Here is a 21349-nt window from a genome sequence, read left to right on the forward strand (position 1 = left end):
GATAACAGCCCCGCTAGCAAGTGTTGCCTGAAGCATCAACCTACGCGGTAGTTTGGCGCTTCCTTGGTGATCTGTACGTCATGCACATGGGACTCGGCCATGCCGGCACCGGTGATGCGCACGAATTCAGGCTTGGTGCGCATCTCTTCGATGTTGGCGCTGCCGGTGTAACCCATCGAGGAACGCAGGCCACCCATCAGCTGGTGGATGATCGCGGTCAGGGTGCCCTTGTACGGCACGCGACCTTCGATACCTTCCGGTACCAGCTTCTCGGCACCGGCCGAGGAGTCCTGGAAGTAACGGTCCGAGGAGCCCTGGGCCTGGGACATGGCGCCCAGCGAGCCCATGCCACGGTAAGCCTTGTAGGAACGGCCCTGGAACAGTTCGATTTCACCCGGCGCTTCTTCGGTACCGGCGAACATCGAACCCATCATCACGGCCGAGGCGCCAGCAACGATGGCCTTGGACAGGTCACCGGAGAAGCGGATGCCACCGTCGGCGATCAGCGGGATGCCAGTGCCTTCAAGGGCGGCGGCGACGTTGGCGATGGCGCTGATCTGCGGCACACCGACACCGGCGACGATACGGGTGGTGCAGATCGAGCCTGGGCCGATACCGACCTTGACGGCGTCGGCGCCTGCTTCGGCCAGGGCCTTGGCGGCAGCACCGGTGGCGATGTTGCCACCGATGACCTGGACCTGCGGGAAGTTTTCTTTAACCCAGCGAACGCGATCGATCACACCCTTGGAGTGGCCGTGGGCGGTGTCGACCACGACGACGTCGACGCCAGCGGCAACCAGGGCGGCAACACGGTCACCGGTGTCTTTACCGGTACCGACCGCGGCACCGACGCGCAGACGACCCTGGTCGTCCTTGCTGGCCAGCGGGTAGGCCTTGGCCTTTTCGATGTCCTTGACGGTCATCATGCCCTTGAGGTTGAACTTGTCGTCGACGATCAGGACTTTTTCCAGGCGATGCTTGTGCAGCAGCTCGCGGACTTCGTTCTTGTTGGCGCCTTCGCGAACAGTGACCAGACGCTCTTTGGGCGTCATCACTTCACGCACGGTGGCGTCCAGGCGGGTTTCGAAACGTACGTCGCGGGAGGTGACGATGCCGACCAGGTCGCCGTCGTGCAACACCGGAACACCGGAGATGTTGTTCAGGCGGGTCAGCTCGAACAGGTCACGCACGGTGGCGTCGGCCTCGATGGTGATCGGGTCCTTGACCACGCCGGCCTCGAACTTCTTGACCTTGCGGACTTCGGCAGCCTGCTGCTCGATGGTCATGTTCTTGTGGATGATGCCGATGCCACCTTCCTGGGCCATGGCGATGGCCAGGCGGGCTTCGGTCACGGTATCCATGGCGGCGGAAACCAACGGAATGTTCAGCTCGATGCCACGGGTCAAACGGGTCTTGAGACTGACTTCATTGGGCAGTACCTCGGAATAACCAGGCACTAGGAGAATGTCGTCGAAGGTCAGGGCTTCTTGGCTGATACGCAGCATCGCGGGGGCTCCCGGGCGGGAAAAATGGAAGCGCGCCATTATACTCATCCAGAGCCCTTCGCTCAATGCAAAGATGGGCCTTCGGTCAGTTGCCTTCGCGCGTCACCTGCACCACGGCCACCGGTTGATCCAGCCAGTCGGCGAACTCATCGAGAAATGCCTGGCGAAATCCGGCCGCACTCCAGTTATTGAAGATGAACCCCAGGTTGGAAAACGCGCAGGGCTGGAGGAACAGAAAACCGTTGATATCGTCTTCATGGCCGCACAACGGGCAGATGAAATTGTCGGTCTGCCCGGGCATCCACTCCTCCAGGCTTTCGAACAGGGCCACCCCCACTTCCCGGCGGCACTCGGCGCAGCCGGCCTCTTCGAGAAAACCCTCGACCGGGGTGTAGATGCAGCGTTTGGTCACCACTTCCAGGCCGTTGACCGCCTGCCCGAACGGCAGCAGATCGGGACGCTCGACCACCTTGCGAGCGCCCTCGGCGATGGCATAGGCCATGCGGTTGCCGGTGCTGCCGCAGGTGCTCAACTGCTCCTCGATGATCTTCTCGCGCACCAGCCAGCGCAGGATCGCCCGCGCGCGCGGCTCATGCACGGGAACGGTGGAGATCTTCGGGACAATGATGCTCTGGGTAATCATGACGGCAGCCAAACATGCTCAAAACTGCCAGTTTACCTCACTCAGGTAGCGACCGATCAGGGCAATGCCGCTGGCCAGCACCAGCCAGGTGACCAGGCGCACGAAGGCGTCCCGCGACATGTTCAGGGTCAGGCGCCGGCCCAGATAGAGCCCGATCACCATCATCGGCAGCAAGCACAGGGCCAGCAGCAACAGCGGCAGGTCGGCATACACGCCAGCGAACATGAACAGGCCCAGACGCACCACGGTACTGCAACTGATCAGCACGCCTTGGGTCGCCCGCGCCTGCTCCTTGGAAGGCAGTCGGGCATTGAGGTAGAGGGCATACAAGAAGCCGCCGCTACCGAACAGCGCCCCGAACAAGCCGCCCACGGTTCCCATCGGCACCGACCAGCCGGCCGGGAGCTGCGCCGGCCTGGCCTTCACCGTCAGGCTATACAGGGCATAGGTGCTGATAAACAGGCCCATCAGCAGCAGCAACAGGTCGGACTTGAGGTTGAGCAGAAACACCACGCCGAGGCTGCAGCCCAGCACCATGCACGGCAGCAGGCGCAGCAATTCCGCCCGCACCACCGCCTTGCGCGCCGGCAGCCAGTTGCCGAACGCGGCGACGAAATCCAGCAACACCAGCAACGGGATGATCCGCGACAGCGGCATGAAGTTGATCAGCACAGGCCCGGCCACCAGCGCCGTACCGAAGCCGGCGATACCGAAGACAATATAGGCGGCGCCCACGCCGAACAGGATCGGCAACCAGTCGAGGGGCGTGAAGGGTAGCTGGGCAAACAGGGTCGAGAGCATGGCGGTCGCCAACAGTGGAGGTGTGGAAACTTTAGCCAGCGACAAGCCATGCCGACTAATATGCAATTACGCCACCAGCTATCTTGAAACGGCATATCACCAATGATCTCCACCCGTCAGTTGCGATACTTCGTCGAAATCGCCGAAAGCGGCAGTTTCAGCGCCGCTGCCGAGCGCCTGTTCATCGCCCAGTCGGCCCTGAGCCGCCAGGTCAAGGAGCTGGAGTCACAACTCGAAACCAAACTGTTCGAACGCACCGCTCGCCAGCCGCACCTGACGGCTGCGGGCCAGGCCTTCTTGCCGAGGGCACGCGCCTTGCTGGTGGACCTGGAAAAAGCCCAACGCCTGGCGCGGGATGTCGGCCTGGGCGTCCAGGGCAACCTGCGCCTGAATCATTCGAGCACCGTGCCATTGACCGGGCAGCTGTTGACCCGACTCAGTGGCTACCTGCATGACCATCCGGGCGTTGCCATGGAAATCGCCCAGCAGTCATCCGAGACGCAGCTGGCAGAGCTTGCGCAGGATCGCCTGGAAGTCGGGCTGCTGCGCTTGCCGGTTTTGCGCCAGCATGAGGGGCTTTGTGTCCGGCCGCTGTTCGAAGAACCCTTGTTGCTGGCGGTCGCCGACGATCACCCGCTGGCCGGGGAAACCAGCGTCGATCTGGCGCAATTGTGTGACGAGCCTTTCATCTCCATTCCCCATCGCCAGCGCGGCGGCCTGAGCTACCTGTCTGCCGAACTGTGCATGGGGGCAGGGTTCTTTCCGAAAGCCGCACGGGTGGTATCGCGCAAGACCACTCAACTGCAGTTGATCCAGGCAGGTTTTGGTGTGGCCTTGTTGCCGCAGTGCATGCAGGAGATCGCCCCACCTTCACTGCGGTTCATCACCCTGGCGGACGCGGGCTGCAGCAGTACGGTGGCGCTGGCCTATCGACGTGATGCCGGAGCCTTGGTCGAGCAGTTTGTCGAGCATATGGCCTCATCGCGGGGCAAGCCCGCTCCCACCGTGAGTGAAGAACCTGCGGGAGCGGGCTTGCCTCGCGACCGCCACAATCCTTTATGATGCCGCCCATGATCAAAGACCCCTTCGAAAGACTCGGCCTGGACCGCGAAGTCCTGACCGTCAGCCAGCTCAACGGCCGCGCCCGGGTGCTGCTCGAAGACGTGTTCCGCAGTGTCTGGGTCGAAGGCGAGATCTCCAACCTCGCCCGCCCGGCGTCCGGCCACGTCTATTTCACCCTCAAGGACAGCGGTGCCCAGGTGCGCTGCGCGCTGTTCCGGCAGAACGCCGCCCGGGTCCGCCAGGCCTTGCGCGACGGCCTGGCGGTCAAGGTGCGTGGCAAGGTCTCGCTGTTCGAGGGCCGCGGCGACTATCAACTGATCCTCGACACCGTCGAGCCGGCCGGTGATGGCGCGCTGCGCCTGGCCTTCGAAGCGCTGAAGGAAAAGCTCGGCACCGAAGGCCTGTTCAGTGCCGAACGCAAGCGTGCCTTGCCCGCCCACCCGCAGCGCATCGGCATCGTCAGCTCGCCCACCGGCGCGGTGATCCGCGACATCATCAGCGTGTTCCGCCGCCGCGCCCCGCAGGTCGAGCTGACCCTGATCCCCACCGCCGTGCAAGGTCGCGAAGCCATCAACCAGATCGTCCGTGCCCTGCAACTGGCCGACAGCCGTGGCTTCGACGCCCTGATCCTGGCCCGTGGCGGTGGCTCGCTGGAAGACCTCTGGTGTTTCAACGAAGAAGCCGTGGCCCGGGCCATCGCCGCCTGCACCACACCGATCGTCAGCGCCGTGGGCCATGAAACCGACGTCTCGATCAGCGACTTCGTCGCCGACGTACGTGCCCCCACGCCATCGGCCGCCGCCGAACTGCTGGCCCCGGACAGCAGCGACCTGCAGCGGCGCATCGACAGCCTCAAGCGCCGCCTGCTGCTACGCATCCAGAGCCGCCTGAGCCACGATCGCCTGCGCCTGGACAGCCTGACCCGACGCCTGCGCCACCCCGGCGAGCGCCTGCGCCAGCAGGCCCAGCGCCTGGACGACCTGGACATGCGCCTGCGCCGTGCGTTCGAGCAGCGCCTGAATCAGCGCCGTGAACGCCTGGCGCGCCTGGATACACGCCTGGCCGCGCAACATCCCGGACGCACCCTGGCACTGCTCAAGCAGCGCCTGGACAGCCTGTCCGAACGCCTGCCGCGGGCCATGCGCGAAACCCTCAAAGACCGTCGCCAGCGTCTGCAGGCGCACATGCAGACCCTGCACGTCGTCAGCCCATTGGCGACCCTCGGACGCGGCTACAGCATCCTGCTCGACGAGCACGGCCAGGCCATCCGCAGCGCGGCCCAGACCCACAACGGCCAGCGCCTGAACGCACGCCTGGGCGAAGGTGAGCTGTTGGTGCGGGTCGAAGACAATCACCTGACCCCGGTCACGCTTTCCCTCCTGGACTGAACCATGCCCCGTCTGTTTGCCTCGCTGTTACTGCTGTGCCTGATCTTCACCGGCAGTGCCCAGGCCAGCTACATCACTCGCCAGCTGAACAAACCGGTGCCGGGCGGTGTTGCCGTCATCGACCTGGGCCCAGCGGCCCAGGCGCCCAGTGCACGCTTCGACGGCAAGCCGGTGCTGGTGGTCAGGGAACAGGACACCTGGCTGGCCATCGTCGGCCTGCCCCTGACGCAAAAGCCCGGCACGGCACACATCACCCAGGGCACGCGCACCCTGAGCTTCACCGTCGCCAGCAAGAAGTACCCGGAACAGCGCATCACCCTGAAGAACAAGCGCCAGGTCAACCCCGACCCCGCCGACCTCAAGCGCATCGAGAGCGAGCTTGCCGAGCAGCTCAAGGCCTACCGCAGCTTCAGCCCCACCCTGCCGAGCAACCTGATCCTCGACAAACCGGTCAACGGCCCGCTGTCGAGCAAGTTCGGCGTACGCCGTTTCTTCAACGGCGAAGAGCGCAACCCCCACGCCGGCCTGGACTTCGCCGTACCCGCCGGCACGCCGATCAAGACCCCGGCCAACGGCAAGGTGATCCTGGTCGGCAACTACTTCTTCAACGGTAACACCGTGTTCGTCGACCACGGCCAGGGCTTTATCAGCATGTTCTGCCACATGTCCAAGGTCGATGTGAAACCCGGACAGATGCTCAGCCGTGGCGCCGTGGTCGGCCGGGTCGGCTCGACCGGGCGCGCCACCGGCCCGCACATGCACTGGAACGTCAGCCTCAATGATGCGCGAGTGGATCCGGCGATTTTCATCGGCGCCTTCCAACCCTGACACCTGGCTTGCGCCATTCAAAAAGACCGCGCAACTGGCGCGGTCTTTTTGTTCAGGATCCGCTATAAAATCTCAATTTATTTGATATTTTGAGCATTTCTCTCAATTTTTTTCCAAGGCTTGCCATCTTTCACCCCACTGGTTAGGGTTGAAGCCATGAAAACCTTTCAGACCCTCATCCTGCTTCGTCAACATCGCAGCCTCTGCCTGGTCAGTGCACGACTACCAAGCTGAATCGCGTCGCCTCGCCTTTTCATCTCGTTATCGCTCGGCAGGCCACCTTTCCAGGCCGCACATTCAAGGATTGCTTTCATGACCATGCTCAAAGACCCTTCGAAAAAATACAGTGCCTTCCCTACCGTCAACTTGCCTGACCGTACCTGGCCGTCGAAGACCATCACCCAGACCCCGATCTGGTGCAGCTCCGACCTGCGCGATGGTAACCAGTCGCTGATCGAGCCAATGGATGCCACGAAGAAGCTGCGTTTCTGGAAGACTTTGGTCAGCGTCGGCGTGAAGGAAATCGAGGCCTCGTTCCCGTCGGCCTCGCAAACCGACTTCGACTTCGTCCGCACCCTGATCGAAGACGGCCACATTCCTGATGACACCACCATCCAGGTGTTGACCCAGGCCCGTGAAGACCTGATCGCCCGTACCTTCGAGTCCCTGCGCGGGGCGAAAAAGGCCATCGTCCACCTGTACAACGCCACCAGCCCGTCGTTCCGCCGCATTGTCTTCAACCAGGACAAGCAAGGCGTGAAGGACATCGCGGTGAGCGCGGCCAAGCTGTTCGTCAAATATGCCGCCCAGCAGCCCGAAACCCAGTGGACCTTCCAGTACTCGCCAGAGACCTTCAGCGCCACTGAGCTGGAGTTCGCCAAGGAAGTCTGCGACGCGGTGATCGAGGTCTGGAACCCGACCCCGGACAACAAGATCATCCTCAACCTGCCGGCCACCGTCGAAGTCTCGACGCCGAACATCTACGCCGACCAGATCGAGTGGTTCGGCCGCAATGTCAGCCGCCGCGACAGCGTGATCATCAGCCTGCACACCCACAACGACCGTGGCACTGGCGTGGCCGCCACCGAAATGGGCCTGATGGCCGGCGCCGACCGTGTCGAAGGCTGCCTGTTCGGTAACGGCGAGCGTACCGGTAACGTCGACCTGGTGACCCTGGCGTTGAACCTCTACACCCAGGGCCTGGACCCACAACTGGACTTCTCCGATATCGACGGTGTGCGCAAGGTGGTCGAAGAGTGCAACCAGATTCCGGTGCACCCACGCCATCCGTATGTCGGCGACCTGGTTCACACCGCGTTCTCCGGCTCGCACCAGGACGCCATCCGCAAAGGCTTCGCCCAGCAGAAGGACGACGCCAAGTGGGAAGTGCCCTACCTGCCGATCGACCCAGCCGACATTGGCCGCAGCTACGAGGCAGTGATTCGCGTCAACAGCCAGTCGGGCAAAGGCGGCATCACCTACCTGCTCGAACAGGAATACGGCATCAGCCTGCCACGCCGCATGCAGATCGAGTTCAGCCAGGTAGTACAGGGTGAAACCGACCGCCTGGGCCTGGAGATGACTGCCCAGCAGATCTACAGCTTGCTGCACCGCGAATACTTGCAGGCCAATGCACCTTACGCGCTGGTCAGCCATCGCCTGCAGGAAGAGAACGGCCACAGCGCGGTGGAAGTCGAAGTGTCCGGCGAGGGCGAAACCACCCTGCATTGGCGCGGCAAGGGCAATGGCGCCCTGGAAGCCCTGGTGGCCGGCTTGCCGATCGCGGTGGAAATCATGGACTACAACGAGCACGCCATCGGTGCCGGCACCAATGCCAAGGCAGCGGCGTACATCGAGCTGCGTGTGGCCGGTGGCCGTCCGGTGCATGGTGTGGGGATCGATGAAAACATCACCACCGCCAGCTTCAAGGCGTTGTTCAGCGCCCTGAACCGCTCGCTGAGCCAGCAGACGGCCAAGGCTGCGTAAGCGCCCTGGCTGAGAAAAAGCCCGCCTGAACAGGCGGGCTTTTTTGTGGGTGCTGATCTTCGCGGGACAAGCCCGCTCCTACAGGTAGGAGCGGGCTTGTCCCGCGATCAGGCCTGCACAGGCAAAAAAAAGGGGCGCCGACCAAGCGCCCCACAAGCCGTGTAGCACACAACGAAAAATGTCAGTCCAGCAGTGCCAACGCCTCTGCGCTGCAAGCTTCGATCCGCGCCCAGTCGCGATTCTTGATCCAGCCGCTGTCGAGCATCCAGGTGCCACCCACGCACATCACGTTGGGCAAGGCCATGTAACTCTTCACATTGCCGGGATTGACCCCGCCGGTCGGGCAGAAACGGATATCGCCAAAGGGACCGCCATAGGCCTTGATCGCCGCGACACCGCCGCTGATTTCCGCCGGGAACAGCTTGAAGCGGCGGTAGCCCAGGGCATAACCGCTCATGATCTCCGAAGGCGTGCTGATGCCCGGCAATAGCGGGATGGCACTTTCCACACCGGCTTCGAGCAAATCCTGGGTGATCCCCGGCGTCACCACGAACTGCGCACCTGCAGCCTCGACCGCCGCGAACATCTTGCGGTCCAGCACGGTGCCGGCACCGACGCACAGCTGCGGACGCTGTTCGCGCAAGACCTGGATGGCCTTCAGGCCATGTGCCGAGCGCAAGGTGACCTCCAGGGTCTTGATGCCACCGGCAGCCAGGGCATCGGCCAGGGGCAGGATGTCTTCCTCACGGGCGATGGTGATCACCGGCAGGATGCGCGCCTGGGTACAGATCTGATCGATCCGGGCAATTTTGTCGGCCATGGAAGCTCCCGGCTGTTTCAGTTCAAGCGTGGTCATGACGGCAGTTCCTTGACTCATGGGCACCAGTAAATATCCAGAGGGTCTTGCACAAAGGCGTATATCGGCATGTGTTGCGCATCGCCTGCTGCCAGCGCGGCGCGCAGGGTAGCGAGTTTGCCCGCCCCTTGCAGCGATAAGGCGGTAAATCGGGCGCTGGCCAGCAGCGCACGGGTCATGCTCAGGCGCTGGTGCGGCACACTCGGCGCCAGCATCGGCAGGCAACGGCGCGTGCCTTGCCGGTCCAGGCCTTCGGCCAGGTTCGGGCTGCCGGGGAACAGCGAGGCGGTATGGCCGTCGTCACCCATGCCCAGCACCAGCACATCGATGCCCGGCAACTCGGCCAGTGCCTGGTCCGCTTTCAGGGCCGCGGCTTCCAGATTGGCGGCCGGGTGATAGAGACTCAGGAAGCGCGCCTTGGCCACCTTGCCGACCAGCAGATGACGCTTGAGCAGCCCGGCATTGCTGTCGGCGTGCTCGACCGGCACCCAGCGCTCATCGGCCAGGGTGACCAGCACCTTCGACCAGTCCAGCGCCTGCTTGACCAGCGCCTCGAAGAACGCCACCGGACTGCGCCCGCCGGACACCACCAGGGTGGCGGTACCGTTGGCGGCGATGGCCGCGCGCAGGCGTTCGGCGACATCTTGCGCCAGGCCTTCGGCCAGCTTCGCGCCTTCGGTGAATTCGTGCGCCGTCACGGTTGCCGGCAGTTCAAGTTCAGATATCGCCATACCACGACCTCCCGTCACGGGTAATCAATGCAATCGAGCTCATCGGCCCCCAGGAGCCGGCGGCATAGGGCTTGGGCGCATCACCAGCAGCCTTCCAGCCAGCGATCAGCTGATCGCACCATTTCCACGCGTATTCGATTTCATCCTTGCGAACAAACAGGTTCTGGTTGCCACGCATCACTTCCAGCAGCAGACGCTCGTAGGCATCGGGAATCCGTGCACTGCGCCAGGTATCGGAAAAATTCAGCTGCAACGGCCCGCTGCGCAGTTGCATGCCCTTGTCCAGGCCTTGCTCCTTGGTCATCACCCGCAAGGAAATACCTTCGTCCGGCTGCAGGCGGATGATCAGTTTGTTACCGATCTGCAAACGCTGTTCCGGGGCGAAGATGTAGTGCGGGGTTTCCTTGAAATGGATGACGATCTGCGACAGCTTCTGCGGCATGCGCTTGCCGGTACGCAGGTAGAACGGCACGCCCGACCAGCGCCAGTTGCGGATGTCGGCGCGCAGGGCGACGAAGGTTTCGGTATCGCTCTGGGCGTTGGCGTTGTCTTCTTCCAGGTAACCGGGCACCGAGCGCCCTTCGCTGTAGCCGGCGATGTACTGGCCACGCACCACGCGGGTGCTCAGGCCTTCGCCGGTGATCGGCGCCAGGGCCTTGAGCACCTTGACCTTCTCGTCGCGAATGCTGTCGGCCGAGAGGTCGCTGGGCGGGTCCATGGCGATCAGGCACAGCAGCTGCAACAGGTGGTTCTGGATCATGTCGCGCAGCTGCCCGGCCTTGTCGAAGTAGCCCCAGCGGCCTTCGATGCCGACCTTCTCGGCCACGGTGATTTCCACGTGGGAGATGGAATTCTGGTTCCACTGGGTTTCGAACAGGCTGTTGGCAAAGCGCAGGGCGATCAGGTTCTGTACCGTTTCCTTGCCCAGGTAGTGGTCGATGCGGTAGACGCGATTCTCCGGGAAATACTGGGCCACCGCATCATTGACCCGGCGCGACGACTCCAGGTCGTGGCCGATGGGCTTTTCCAGGACCACGCGGGTGCGGGCGCTGAGGCCGGCCTTGTCGAGGTTCTCGCAAATTCCCCCATAGACCGCCGCCGGCGTCGCGAAGTAGGCGATCAGCGGGCTGTCGGCACCGACCTGTGCGGCCAGGGCGTGATAATCATCGACCTTGAGAAAATCCACATGCAGGTACGTAAGCCGCGCCAGAAAGCGCTGCAGGGCGATGGGCTCGACCTCCCCGCTCGGGACGAATGCCTGCAAATGAGCTTCAATCGACACCAGGTGCTCCTGCGCACTGCCCGGCTCGCGGGCTAGTGCCAGTACCCGGGTTTCGGCATGCAGCAGACCGGCCCGGTCGAGCTGGTAGAGCGCAGGAAACAGCTTGCGCAGGGCCAGGTCGCCAAGCGCGCCAAACAGGGCGAAGGTGCAAGGTTCAACGCTGATCGAAGCCATGATGTTTGTTCTTTTATCAAGTTGATCTAGAAATACCGTTTTCATCCCCGGTTTTCAAGGGATAATGTAGTAAAAACCACAACATTTTACCCAGCGGACAGATTCAAGTGGTGTGCCAACCATGCCATCAGTACGATAGGCCACCCTGTCAAAAGCCTGCTGCCGTGGTCAGCCGGCTGCCTTCTCGACCCAAGGAACCCACCATGGACCGCGTGCGAAACCTCCTGGAACAGATCCAGGGCCGCCTCGAAGAGCTGAACAAGGCTGAGCGCAAAGTCGCCGAAGTCATCCTGCTCAACCCCCAGCAAGCCACCCGCTTCAGCATCGCCGCCCTGGCCCAGGCGGCCAAGGTCAGCGAACCGACCGTCAACCGCTTCTGCCGCTCGTTCGGCGTCAGCGGCTACCCCGAGCTCAAACTGCAACTGGCCCAGAGCCTGGCCAGCGGTGCAGCCTATGTCAGCCGGGCGGTGGAAGCCGACGATGATCCGGCGTCCTACACCCAGAAGATCTTCGGCAGCGCCATCGCCTCGCTGGACAGCGCCTGTCAGCAGCTCGACCCGCAACTGATCAGCCGCGCCGTGGACATGCTGATCCAGGCCCGCCAGATCCATTTCTTCGGCCTCGGCGCCTCGGCCCCGGTGGCCCTGGACGCCCAGCACAAATTCTTCCGCTTCAACCTCGCCGTGTCAGCCCACGCCGACGTACTGATGCAACGCATGCTCGCCTCCGTTGCCCACACCGGCGAATTGTTCGTGATCATCTCCTACACCGGACGCACCCGTGAACTGGTGGAAGTAGCGCGCCTGGCCCGGGAAAACGGCGCCTCGGTACTGGGCCTGACCGCTGCCGACTCGCCCCTGGCCAAGGCCAGCAGCCTGAGCCTGAACATTCCCCTGCCTGAAGACACCGACATCTACATGCCGATGACCTCGCGCATCATCCAACTGACCGTGCTCGACGTGCTGGCCACCGGCATGACCCTGCGCCGTGGCGTGGACTTCCAGCCGCACCTGCGCAAGATCAAGGAAAGCCTCAACGCCAGCCGCTACCCGATCGACGACGAACTCAACTGAGCAGGTGCGCCTGCAAACGCAGGTGTGCCTGTTCACCCGGCGCCAGGCTCAGGCTGTCACTGCTGCCACTGGCCGCCTCGACGCAGATGAAGCCCAGGGTCTCGCTACCACTGACGCCCATCAGCGGCCGACTGCCTGGATGCCAGACCACGGTGTCCTCGCTGTCACCGGTATCGATGCACAGCTGACGCTGCCAGGCCGGATCGTGCAGCTGCACGGTCGGCACATTGGGGAACACCCGCTGACAGCCGCCATGCACCTTCAGTGCGCCCTTCTGGCGACAGGCCTGACGGTTCAATCGGTCGTAACCCTCAATGTTTTCTAGCCCAGATAGCGCTATCTCAGAAACGTCACTAATACGCCAGTAGGCCAGCAGAGCATGACTCAACTGGCACGGCAAGCTGTCCTGATGCTCGGTGCTCAACTGCAACTCCATGCTCTGGCCCAGCCGCGCCGAGAGGTCCACCTGCCAGTCACACAGCTGCAGGCGCCATTTCAGGCTCACGCCCTGTTCATCTTCGCTGCTGTCGATCAGCTTCCAGTCGAGCAACCGCGCCCAGCCGTGCGCCGGCCACATGTCTTCACTGGGGTGACGGCCATACCAGGGCCAGCACACCGGCACGCCGCCGCGTATGGCCCCGACCTGCGGCCACTGTGCGGCACACCACAGCCACGGGCGCTCGCCCCTGGGCTGGAAGTGCAGCAACTGTGCACCCTGGCGACTGAATACCGCCTGGCACTGGGGATGATCGATGATCAGCACATCGCGCTGCTGGTAACGCTCCCACTCGAAGGTCGGCCGCGGCCGTTGCGAGGTGAAAAAGCGCTGTAGCGGGTGCTCGGGCATAGCTGGAAACTCTTGTTGTTAGTCAGGGCCTCATCGCGGGGCAAGCCCGCTCCTACAGGGTAGGAGCGGGCTTGCCCCGCGATGAGCTCGTAAATTTACAACAAAATGCCTCAGAACGACGACTGAATCTTCAACCCGGCGACCAATGCGTTGTCCACCTCGTCCACCCCACCCGGACTTTTGATGTACTGCAGGTTGGGTCGTACGGTCAGCCAGTTGGTGACGTGGATGCCGTAGTAGAGCTCGGCGTTGTACTCGGTTTCCTGGATCGGCACGAAGTTGGGGTTGTCATAGTCACTGATGCCGCTCTGCTGGTTGAGCAGTTCGGCGCGGTCTTTTACATCATCGTTGACGTGAATCCGCGCCACGCCAAAGCCGATGTCGTCCTTGGGCCGTGAATCGAAGGCGCCTTTGTAGACCATGCCCACCTGCTGGTAGTTGTCGACCACGTTGGTGGCCTTGTCATGCACGGTGAAATTGGCGAACAGGCTCAGGCCCCGGCTGGCGTCGCCGTTGTGCGCGGTGACCTGCTGCTGGGCCACCACCCACCAGCCATGCTTGCTGGAATGCGACTTGAAGTCGTTGCCGGTAATGGCCTGGGGCTGGCCGTTGACATCGTCAAAGACGTCATCGGCCTTGGCGGTGCTGTAGTAGTACCCCAGACGATATTCGCCCGGCAGTTCGTTGACCCTGGGCGACCAGACCAGCTCCGCCGGCAGGATCATGCCCTTGGTGCCACTGCCGCTGAGCTTGAAGCCGTTGCCGGTCTCAAGATACGAAGGGTTCTGCTCGAACACCCCGACCTGGGCGAAGAACTCCGGGGTGATGTTGTACTTGACCCGCAGCGCCCACTGGCTGACCGGCCAGTTGTACCAGATGTCGCCCACCCAGTTGCCCACCTGGGAGCCGCAGAACGCCAGGTTCTGGAAGTCGCAGGGGAAACTGTTGAAGTCCTCGCCCTCGCCGAAACGACCGAATTTCACGTCCAGGGCGCCATCGAAGTACTTCTGCTTGATCCACATCTGGGTCAGGCGCCAGGTCTGGCCACGGCCCCAGACTTCCTGCACCGAACTGAACTGACCGGCACGCGGATCGCTGATGCGGTCGTTGGACAGGTTGCGGCCGCTACGCTCGGTGATCGCCAGCTTGAACTCGGCATCGTTCCAGCCGAGGATCTTTTCCAGGTCCAGGTGCATGCCCAGCGCGAACTGATCGCTGTAGCGGGCGGTCTTGTCGTCGTTGTATCCACCATCGAGGTTGCCGGCCACTTCACCGACGTAATCAAGGCTGAAGTCGTAGCCCTTCTCCAGCAGTTCGGTGCGCGTGCCGCCCCAATCGCCGCTCATCCATTTCGATTCGGGGTCGAAGGCGCCCGCCGCGTGCGCCCCGCAACTGACCCCGAACGCCGCCAGCAGGCTCAGCGAAGCCAGCGGCTTGATGTGCTTGAAGTGATCCATCCCTTGTGTCCTCGTTTTATTGTTATCGATGGGCTTGCACGACCTGCAACGCATTCAGCGGCCCTTGAACTGCGCCACGTTGTCCTGGCCGGCCGGCTGCGACGCGACCTTCACCCCCAGGCGCTCGCCACTGACGGCATCGAACAGCAACACCCGTTCGGGATCGAGCTGCAGGTTCAGGGTATCGCCGACCCGCACCGCCACATCCGGCGCCAGGCGGCAGCAGACCTTGGTCTGGTTAAGGGTGACGAACACCAGCAGGTCGGGACCGGTGGGTTCGGTGATCTGCACCTCGGCGCGCAGGCTCGGCAGGCCATTGGCCTGGGCCGGCGCCAGGGTGATCTGCTCGGGGCGGATGCCGAGAATCACCTCGCGCTCCTCAAGCCCGGCATCATGGATGCCAAGCGGCAGCTCGCAACGGGCCTGGCCGCTGTCGAGCAGCGCCAGCAGACGCCCCTCCTTGCGTTGCAGGCGCAGGGGAATGAAGTTCATCGGGGGCGAGCCGATGAAACTGGCGACGAACAGGTTGGCCGGATCGTTGTAGATCTGCTGCGGGGTGCCGAACTGCTGGATCAGGCCATCCTTCATCACCGCCACCTTGTCGCCCAGGGTCATGGCTTCGATCTGGTCGTGGGTGACGTACACCGTGGTTGTCTTCAGGCGCTGGTGCATCAGCTTGATCTCGGTGCGCATCTCTACCCGCAGCTTGGCGTCGAGGTTGGACAGCGGTTCGTCGAACAGGTAGATCTTCGGCCGCCGCGCCAGCGCCCGGCCCATGGCCACCCGCTGCTGCTGGCCACCGGAAAGCTGGCCGGGCTTGCGGCCGAGCAAGTGTTCGATCTGCAGCAGCTTGGCCACCCGCGCCACCTCCTCGTCGATGGCTGCCGCGGGCATCTTGCGCATCTTCAGGCCGAAGGCGATGTTGTCGCGCACGTTCATGGTCGGGTACAGCGCATAGGACTGGAAGACCATGGCGATGTCCCGGTCCTTGGGGCTCATGCCACTGATGTCGGCATCGTCCACCAGGATCGCGCCGCCACTGATCTGTTCAAGGCCGGCGATGCAGTTCATCAGGGTCGACTTGCCGCAGCCCGAGGGCCCGACCAGGATCAGGAACTCCCCGGAGTCGATCGACAGGTCGATGTGTTTCAAGGTATCCGGCAGTCCGCTGCCGTAGGTCTTGTTGACGTTGCGCAGTTCAAGCGTTGCCATGTTGTTTCACCCCTTGACCGCGCCAGCGGTAAGCCCGCGCAGGAAATACTTGCCAGCCAGCACATAGACCAACAGGGTCGGTAACCCGGCGATCATCGCCGCCGCCATGTCGACGTTGTATTCCTTGACCCCGGTGCTGGTGTTGACCAGGTTGTTCAGGGCCACGGTGATTGGCTGGGCGTCGCCACTGGCGAACACCACGCCGAAGAGAAAGTCGTTCCAGATCTGGGTGAACTGCCAGATCAGGCAGACCATGATGATCGGCACCGACATCGGCAGCAGGATCCTGCCGAAGATGGTGAAGAACCCCGCCCCGTCCAGGCGCGCTGCCCGCACCAGGGCATCCGGCACGCTGCAGTAGTAGTTGCGAAAGAACAGCGTGGTGAAGGCCAGGCCGTAGACGATGTGCACCAGCACCAGGCCCGTGGTGGTGCTGGCCAGGCCCATTTTGCCGAGGGTGAACGAGGCCGGCAGCAGCACGGTCTGGAACGGCAGGAAGCAACCGAACAACAACAGACCGAAGAACAGTTGCGAGCCGCGAAAGCGCCACATCGACAGCACGTAACCGTTCAAGGCGCCGAGCAACGTGGAGATCACCACGGCTGGGACGGTGATCTTCACCGAGTTCCAGAAGTAGCCACCGACGGTGTCCCAGGCCTTGACCCAGCCGATGGCCGTGACCACATCGGGCCAGCTCAGCAGGTTGCCGGTGCGGATATCGTCGGGCGACTTGAAGCTGGTCAGCAACATCACGATCAGCGGAATCAGGTACAGCGCACAGGCCAGCAGCAGGGTCGCGTAGATGGCCAGACGGCTGAAGCTGAAGCGTCGGGGAGCCAGGGATCTAGTCATGGCGCTTGTTCCTCAGTTCCGAATACAGGTAAGGCACCAGGATCGACAGGATCGCCCCGAGCATCAGGATCGCGCTGGCCGAGCCCATGCCCATCTGCCCGCGGCTGAAGGTGAAGGAATACATGAACATCGCCGGCAGGTCCGAGGCGTAGCCCGGCCCGCCCGCCGTCATCGCCGCCACCAGGTCGAAGCTCTTGATGGCGATATGCGCGAGGATCATCAGGGCGCTGAAAAACACCGGGCGCAGGCTCGGCAGAACGATGCGCAGGTAGATGCTCGGCAGGCTGGCGCCATCGACTTGCGCTGCGCGGATGATCGACTGGTCGACACTGCGCAGCCCCGCCAGGAACAGCGCCATGACAAAGCCCGAGGCCTGCCATACGGCAGCGATCACCAGGCAGTAGACGACCCGGTCGGGGTCCACCAGCCAGTCCAGGCGAAAGCCTTCCCAGCCCCAGTCACGGAGCATCTTGTCCAGGCCCAGGCCCGGGTTGAGCAGCCATTTCCAGGCAGTGCCGGTGACGATCATCGACAGCGCCATGGGGTACAGGTAGACCGTGCGGATAAAGCCCTCGCGGCGGATGCGCTGGTCCAGCAGGACCGCCAGCAGCACACCGACCGCCAGGCTGATGGCGATGAACAAGCCGCCGAACACCAGCAGGTTCTTGCTCGCCACCCACCAACGGTCGTTCTCCATCAGCCGCGCGTACTGGGCCAGGCCCACCCACTTGTAGCTGGGCATGAAGCTCGAATTGGTGAAGGACAGGACAAAGGTCCAGAGGATGTAGCCGTAGAAGCCGACCAGGACGATCAGCATGCTCGGCGCCAGCACCAGCTTGGGTAGCCAGCGCTGCAAGGCGTCGAAGGGCGAGGCCTTGGTGAACGGGGCAACAGTGCTCATGAGGATATCTCGTGTTGAGGCTTATCGCGGGACAAGCCCGCTCCTACAAGGGTCGCGCTAATCCTGTAGGAGCGGGCTTGACCCGCGATGCGGCACGCCCACTCCTACAGCAACGGACTCAGCTCATCACTTGGCCGACTTGATCGCCGACCCCAGCTGCTTGACCGCCATCGCCGGGTCGGCCTTCGGGTCGTTGAGGAAGTTGGTCACCACGTCGAAGATCGCCCCCTGCACCGCCAGGGTCGTGGCCATGTTGTGGGCCATGCTCGGTTGCAGGCCGTCGCCTTTTTCGGCCTCTTTGAAGTCCACCGCCGATTTCTGGGTGCAGGCGTCGAACTGGCTCATGTCCATGTCCTGGCGCACCGGCAGCGAGCCCTTGTTCTGGTTGAACACCGTCTGGAACTGCGGCTCCAGGGCAACCTTGGCCAGGTCGTTCTGGGCCTTGATGTCGTTCTCGTTCTTGAGCTTGAACATCGCCAGAGAATCGATGTTGTAGGCGAAGCTGCCCTGGGTGCCGGGGAAGGCCACGCACTGGTAGTCCTTGCCGGCGACCTTGCCGGCAGCGGTCCACTCGCTCTTGGCCCAGTCGCCCATGATCTGCATGCCGGCCTTGCCGTTGATGACCTCGGCGGCGGCGATGTTCCAGTCGCGCCCGGCACGGTTGGGGTCCATGTAGGTACCCAGGCGTTGCAGGGTCTTGAACACCTCGACCATCTGCGCGCCGGTCAGGGTCTTGTCATCCAGTTCGACAAAGGCGGCGTGGTAGCCCTTGGGCCCGAGGATGCTCAGGGCCAGATCCTCGAACACGGTGCCGTCCTGCCATGGCTGGCCGCCATGGGCCAGGGGAATGAAACCGGCGGCCTTGAGCTTGTCGGCAGCGGCAAAGAGTTCATCGAGGGTGGTCGGCACCTTGGCCCCGGCCTTGTCGAACACCTGCGGGTTGATCCACAACCAGTTGACCCGGTGGATGTTCACCGGCACGGCCACGTAGTGATCGTCGTACTTCATGATCTGGGCCACCTTGGCCGGCAGCAGCGTGTCCCAGTTGTTGGCCGTGGCCACCTCATCGAGCTCCGTGAGCAGGCCCAGGGCGCCCCACTCCTGGATATCCGGCCCCTTGATCTGCGCGGCAGCTGGCGGATTGCCGGAGATGGCGCGGGTCTTGAGCACGGTCATGGCGGCGGCACCACCACCGCCGGCGACGGCATTGTCTTTCCAGATGAAACCGTCTTTTTTCACCTGAGCCTTGAGGGTTTCCACCGCCTTGGCTTCGCCACCGGAGGTCCACCAGTGCAGGACTTCAACGGTACCGGGATCGGCCGCAACAGCGTTCAGGGGCAACAAGGAGGCGAGGGAAATGACAGTGGCCAGGCGAGTGATCGCGTTCATGGAGGGTAACCTTTTCTTGTTGTTATGCAGGGGCAAGTCGAGGTGCTTGCGCTTGTACCTGAGTCTAACCACAGGCCCGGGCGGCGCAGGTAACGAAGGGATGCGCGAATGTCACCACATGGTGACATTCGCATGTCAGTCACTGCTGCGTGGCAAGCTCAAGGTCACCCGCAAACCACCTTCGCGCAGGTTGCGCAAACTCACTTCACCACCGTGGCTATGGGCGATATTGCGGGCGATGCCCAGGCCCAGGCCGTAGCCCTGCTGCTGGCCGGCCAGGCGAAAGTGGGGCTCGAAGACCTGTTCCTGGCGCTGCTCGGGCACGCCCGGCCCCTCATCGTCGACCTGCAGGACAAACCCCGAAGCGCTGTCTATCACCCGCAGATGAGCGCGCTCGCCGTACTTCAGGGCATTGTCGATCAGGTTACCCATGCAGCGCTTGAGCGCCAACGGCTTGCCCGGATACGGCGCCTGCGCACGCCCCTCAAGGGTGATGCGAGCACTGCTCAGGTAGGGTTCGACCAGGCAATCGAGCAGCTGGTTGAGGTCGATGGGTTCGATGTTCTCGTGGATGTCGGTGTCCTTCACGCATTGCAGCGCCCCTTTGACCAGCATCTCCAGCTCATCCAGGTCACGACCGAACTTGGCCTGCATCGCCTCGTCATCGAGCAGTTCGACCCGCAGGCGCAAGCGGGTGATCGGCGTGCGCAAGTCATGGGAGATCGCACTGAACAACTGGCTGCGCTCGGTCAGGTAGCGACTGATGCGCTCGCGCATGGCGTTGAAGGCACGCCCCACCTCCTCCACTTCGCTGCCGCCGCCTTCGGTCACCGGCTCCACATCGGCGCCCAGTGACAGCTCCCGCGCGGCCCGGGCCAGGCGCTTGAGCGGGCGGCTCTGCCAATGCACCAGCAGGCCGATGAACAGCAACAGGAATGAACTGGTGAGGACGATGAACCAGACCTGCTGGGTGGGCAGGTCCTGCTCCTCCAGGCTGGTATAGGGCTCGGGCAACAACGAGGCGATGTACAGCCACTCGCCCTCCCCCAGATGGATCTGCATCACCAGCACCGGCGGGTTGATCGGCTCCAGGGTCAAGGCGTAGTGCGCCCAGGAGCGCGGCAGCTCGTCGAGCTTCAGGCCGCTGTTGAACAGGCGCAGCTCCTGGGGGCTGACGAAGGTCACCGAGATCTGCAACTGCTGGCCCAGGCGCTGGTGCAGCACTTCGTCGACGGCGGCGATCACCGCCTGCTTGCGCGGTGTCGGCGGCAACTCCTGCATGGCCAGCGGCTTGTCATTGAGCGAGACAAAAAAACGCGTGCCGCCCATGTTGCGCAACTGGTCCAGCACCATGGGCCGATAGGCCACCGGCAAGGAGCGAAAGTAACTGACGCTGGCGCTCATCGAATGGGCCAGGCTGCGGGCGCTGGCCACCAGGCCTTCACGCTGGCTGGCGCGCAGCTGCGACAGCCAGATCAGGCTCGACAGCCCCTGGGCCAGCAGCACCACCAGCAAGGTCAGCAGCAGCATGCGCCCCAGCAGCGAGCGCGGTAGCGGCAGGCGCCAGCGGCCCTTAGTGCGCGGACGCAACACTGGCCGCCAGCAGGTAACCGCTGCCGCGCACGGTACGAATCAGCCGTGGCGGTTTTTCCGTGTCGCGCAAACGCTGGCGCAGGCGGCTGACCGCCATGTCGACGATGCGGTCCAGCGGCATGGGCTCGCGACCACGGGTGGCATTGCCGATGGTGTCGCGGTCGAGAATCTGCTGGGGATGATCGAGAAACAGCTTGAGCAGGGCGAAATCGGCACCGGACAGGATCACTTCCTCACCGTCACGGTGAAACAGCCGATGGCTGACCGTGTCCAGCCGCCACTCATCGAAGGCCAGCACTTCGCTGCCGTTGCGCTCCTGGCCAAAACCGGCACGCCGCAGCAGGGCCTTGATCCGCGCCTGCAGCTCGCGGGGGCTGAAGGGCTTGCCCAGGTAGTCGTCGGCTCCCAACTCCAGGCCGATCACCCGGTCAGCCTCGTCGGAACTGGCGGTCAGCATGATGATCGGCACCTGCGCCTGGCGCGGATGCTGGCGTACCCAGCGGCAGAGGCTGAAGCCATCTTCATCGGGCAGCATCACGTCGAGGATGACCAGGTCGCATTCAGTGGCATCCAGGGCCTGGCGAAAGGCCTGGCCGTCGGCAACCGCGTGCACCTCGAAGCCGCAGCGGCTGAGGTAGGTCTGCAACAGTTCGCGGATTTCCTGGTCATCGTCGACCAGCAGTATCGACTTGCTCACACAGTGACTCCTTGTAGGCGCGGCGGTGCGACGACTCGACTTGCCCCGCGATACGACACAACTGACATCTCA

The 21349-nt window shown here is 63.3% G+C and carries 19 protein-coding genes; 5 read left to right on the forward strand and 14 right to left on the reverse strand.

What is annotated here, in order from left to right; all coding sequences use genetic code 11:
* Positions 1-35: 35 nt before the first annotated feature.
* From guaB to ACIQUS_RS04950, 3 genes are all read right to left on the reverse strand, one after another.
* Entirely contained in the window at positions 36-1505 is a 1470-nt protein-coding gene (guaB, locus tag ACIQUS_RS04940) for an IMP dehydrogenase (RefSeq protein WP_403043636.1), read from the reverse strand.
* Between the two features lie 85 nt (positions 1506-1590).
* Positions 1591-2148 (reverse strand): sugar ABC transporter ATPase, encoded by a 558-nt coding sequence (locus ACIQUS_RS04945; protein ID WP_403043638.1) that lies wholly within the window; start codon positions 2146-2148, stop codon positions 1591-1593.
* 18 nt (positions 2149-2166) lie between these two features.
* Positions 2167-2949, reverse strand: a complete 783-nt coding sequence (locus tag ACIQUS_RS04950; RefSeq protein WP_403043641.1) for a TSUP family transporter — start codon at positions 2947-2949, stop codon at positions 2167-2169.
* 102 nt (positions 2950-3051) lie between these two features.
* Between ACIQUS_RS04950 and ACIQUS_RS04955 the strand changes: the two genes are divergently transcribed.
* From ACIQUS_RS04955 to leuA, 4 genes are all read left to right on the forward strand, one after another.
* Positions 3052-4011, forward strand: a complete 960-nt coding sequence (locus ACIQUS_RS04955) for a LysR family transcriptional regulator (RefSeq protein WP_403043643.1) — start codon at positions 3052-3054, stop codon at positions 4009-4011.
* A gap of 8 nt (positions 4012-4019) precedes the next feature.
* Entirely contained in the window at positions 4020-5399 is a 1380-nt protein-coding gene (xseA, locus tag ACIQUS_RS04960) for an exodeoxyribonuclease VII large subunit (RefSeq protein WP_403043646.1), read from the forward strand.
* Positions 5400-5402: 3 nt separating this feature from the next.
* Positions 5403-6227 (forward strand): peptidoglycan DD-metalloendopeptidase family protein, encoded by an 825-nt coding sequence (locus ACIQUS_RS04965; RefSeq protein ID WP_403043648.1) that lies wholly within the window; start codon positions 5403-5405, stop codon positions 6225-6227.
* 312 nt (positions 6228-6539) lie between these two features.
* Positions 6540-8213, forward strand: a complete 1674-nt coding sequence (gene leuA, locus ACIQUS_RS04970) for a 2-isopropylmalate synthase (RefSeq protein ID WP_403043651.1) — start codon at positions 6540-6542, stop codon at positions 8211-8213.
* 181 nt (positions 8214-8394) lie between these two features.
* On the opposite strand, the gene ACIQUS_RS04975 is transcribed toward leuA, so the two are convergent.
* The 3 genes from ACIQUS_RS04975 to zwf are packed head-to-tail and all read right to left on the reverse strand — an operon-like array spanning position 8395 to position 11256.
* Positions 8395-9069 carry a bifunctional 4-hydroxy-2-oxoglutarate aldolase/2-dehydro-3-deoxy-phosphogluconate aldolase gene (locus tag ACIQUS_RS04975; RefSeq protein ID WP_403043653.1) on the reverse strand — a complete coding sequence of 225 codons (675 nt, stop codon included), beginning with the start codon at positions 9067-9069 and terminating at the stop codon, positions 8395-8397.
* A gap of 17 nt (positions 9070-9086) precedes the next feature.
* On the reverse strand, positions 9087-9800 hold the full coding sequence (pgl, locus tag ACIQUS_RS04980; RefSeq protein WP_403043655.1) for a 6-phosphogluconolactonase: 714 nt from the start codon (positions 9798-9800) through the stop codon (positions 9087-9089).
* On the reverse strand, positions 9787-11256 hold the full coding sequence (gene zwf / locus ACIQUS_RS04985; protein ID WP_403043657.1) for a glucose-6-phosphate dehydrogenase: 1470 nt from the start codon (positions 11254-11256) through the stop codon (positions 9787-9789). Before zwf ends, pgl begins: the two co-directional genes overlap by 14 nt.
* Positions 11257-11468: 212 nt before the next feature.
* Between zwf and hexR the strand changes: the two genes are divergently transcribed.
* A complete protein-coding gene (gene hexR, locus ACIQUS_RS04990; RefSeq protein ID WP_174242320.1) occupies positions 11469-12329 on the forward strand; it encodes a DNA-binding transcriptional regulator HexR in 861 nt (286 codons plus the stop codon).
* Here the strand turns inward: hexR and ACIQUS_RS04995 are convergent.
* The 8 genes from ACIQUS_RS04995 to ACIQUS_RS05030 all read right to left on the reverse strand — a co-directional run bounded on the left by ACIQUS_RS04995 (position 12322) and on the right by ACIQUS_RS05030 (position 21277).
* Positions 12322-13176, reverse strand: a complete 855-nt coding sequence (locus ACIQUS_RS04995) for a D-hexose-6-phosphate mutarotase (protein WP_285861528.1) — start codon at positions 13174-13176, stop codon at positions 12322-12324. The genes hexR and ACIQUS_RS04995 overlap by 8 nt on opposite strands.
* 110 nt (positions 13177-13286) lie before the next feature.
* Positions 13287-14633 carry a carbohydrate porin gene (locus tag ACIQUS_RS05000; RefSeq protein WP_403043660.1) on the reverse strand — a complete coding sequence of 449 codons (1347 nt, stop codon included), beginning with the start codon at positions 14631-14633 and terminating at the stop codon, positions 13287-13289.
* Between the two features lie 54 nt (positions 14634-14687).
* Positions 14688-15845, reverse strand: coding sequence for an ABC transporter ATP-binding protein (locus ACIQUS_RS05005; RefSeq protein WP_403043663.1), 1158 nt, complete (start codon positions 15843-15845; stop codon positions 14688-14690).
* Between the two features lie 6 nt (positions 15846-15851).
* Entirely contained in the window at positions 15852-16697 is an 846-nt protein-coding gene (locus ACIQUS_RS05010; RefSeq protein ID WP_403043666.1) for a carbohydrate ABC transporter permease, read from the reverse strand.
* Complete coding sequence (locus ACIQUS_RS05015; RefSeq protein ID WP_403043668.1) at positions 16690-17598, reverse strand: carbohydrate ABC transporter permease; 909 nt, start codon at positions 17596-17598, stop codon at positions 16690-16692. The genes ACIQUS_RS05010 and ACIQUS_RS05015 overlap by 8 nt, the downstream gene beginning before the upstream one ends.
* A gap of 126 nt (positions 17599-17724) precedes the next feature.
* Positions 17725-18987 (reverse strand): ABC transporter substrate-binding protein, encoded by a 1263-nt coding sequence (locus tag ACIQUS_RS05020; RefSeq protein WP_403043670.1) that lies wholly within the window; start codon positions 18985-18987, stop codon positions 17725-17727.
* Positions 18988-19122: 135 nt separating this feature from the next.
* Positions 19123-20517, reverse strand: coding sequence for an ATP-binding protein (locus ACIQUS_RS05025; RefSeq protein WP_403044602.1), 1395 nt, complete (start codon positions 20515-20517; stop codon positions 19123-19125).
* A 43-nt stretch (positions 20518-20560) separates the two neighbouring features.
* Positions 20561-21277, reverse strand: coding sequence for a response regulator (locus ACIQUS_RS05030; RefSeq protein WP_403043673.1), 717 nt, complete (start codon positions 21275-21277; stop codon positions 20561-20563).
* Positions 21278-21349 lie beyond the last annotated feature (72 nt).

The sequence above is a fragment of the Pseudomonas sp. NPDC090755 genome (assembly GCF_044769005.1).
Lineage (GTDB): Bacteria > Pseudomonadota > Gammaproteobacteria > Pseudomonadales > Pseudomonadaceae > Aquipseudomonas.

Excerpts from the sequence above, each read along its gene's own strand:
- ACIQUS_RS05010 (WP_403043666.1), bottom strand. The coding sequence starts at position 16,697 with ATGACTAGATCCCTGGCTCCCCGACGCTTCAGCTTCAGCCGTCTGGCC.
- xseA (WP_403043646.1), top strand. The coding sequence starts at position 4,020 with ATGATCAAAGACCCCTTCGAAAGACTCGGCCTGGACCGCGAAGTCCTG.
- ACIQUS_RS05025 (WP_403044602.1), bottom strand. The coding sequence starts at position 20,517 with ATGCTGCTGCTGACCTTGCTGGTGGTGCTGCTGGCCCAGGGGCTGTCG.
- ACIQUS_RS04955 (WP_403043643.1), top strand. The coding sequence starts at position 3,052 with ATGATCTCCACCCGTCAGTTGCGATACTTCGTCGAAATCGCCGAAAGC.
- pgl (WP_403043655.1), bottom strand. The coding sequence starts at position 9,800 with ATGGCGATATCTGAACTTGAACTGCCGGCAACCGTGACGGCGCACGAA.
- zwf (WP_403043657.1), bottom strand. The coding sequence starts at position 11,256 with ATGGCTTCGATCAGCGTTGAACCTTGCACCTTCGCCCTGTTTGGCGCG.
- ACIQUS_RS04995 (WP_285861528.1), bottom strand. The coding sequence starts at position 13,176 with ATGCCCGAGCACCCGCTACAGCGCTTTTTCACCTCGCAACGGCCGCGG.
- ACIQUS_RS04945 (WP_403043638.1), bottom strand. The coding sequence starts at position 2,148 with ATGATTACCCAGAGCATCATTGTCCCGAAGATCTCCACCGTTCCCGTG.
- ACIQUS_RS05020 (WP_403043670.1), bottom strand. The coding sequence starts at position 18,987 with ATGAACGCGATCACTCGCCTGGCCACTGTCATTTCCCTCGCCTCCTTG.
- guaB (WP_403043636.1), bottom strand. The coding sequence starts at position 1,505 with ATGCTGCGTATCAGCCAAGAAGCCCTGACCTTCGACGACATTCTCCTA.
- ACIQUS_RS04950 (WP_403043641.1), bottom strand. The coding sequence starts at position 2,949 with ATGCTCTCGACCCTGTTTGCCCAGCTACCCTTCACGCCCCTCGACTGG.
- ACIQUS_RS05000 (WP_403043660.1), bottom strand. The coding sequence starts at position 14,633 with ATGGATCACTTCAAGCACATCAAGCCGCTGGCTTCGCTGAGCCTGCTG.
- ACIQUS_RS05015 (WP_403043668.1), bottom strand. The coding sequence starts at position 17,598 with ATGAGCACTGTTGCCCCGTTCACCAAGGCCTCGCCCTTCGACGCCTTG.
- ACIQUS_RS04965 (WP_403043648.1), top strand. The coding sequence starts at position 5,403 with ATGCCCCGTCTGTTTGCCTCGCTGTTACTGCTGTGCCTGATCTTCACC.
- ACIQUS_RS05005 (WP_403043663.1), bottom strand. The coding sequence starts at position 15,845 with ATGGCAACGCTTGAACTGCGCAACGTCAACAAGACCTACGGCAGCGGA.
- leuA (WP_403043651.1), top strand. The coding sequence starts at position 6,540 with ATGACCATGCTCAAAGACCCTTCGAAAAAATACAGTGCCTTCCCTACC.
- ACIQUS_RS04975 (WP_403043653.1), bottom strand. The coding sequence starts at position 9,069 with ATGACCACGCTTGAACTGAAACAGCCGGGAGCTTCCATGGCCGACAAA.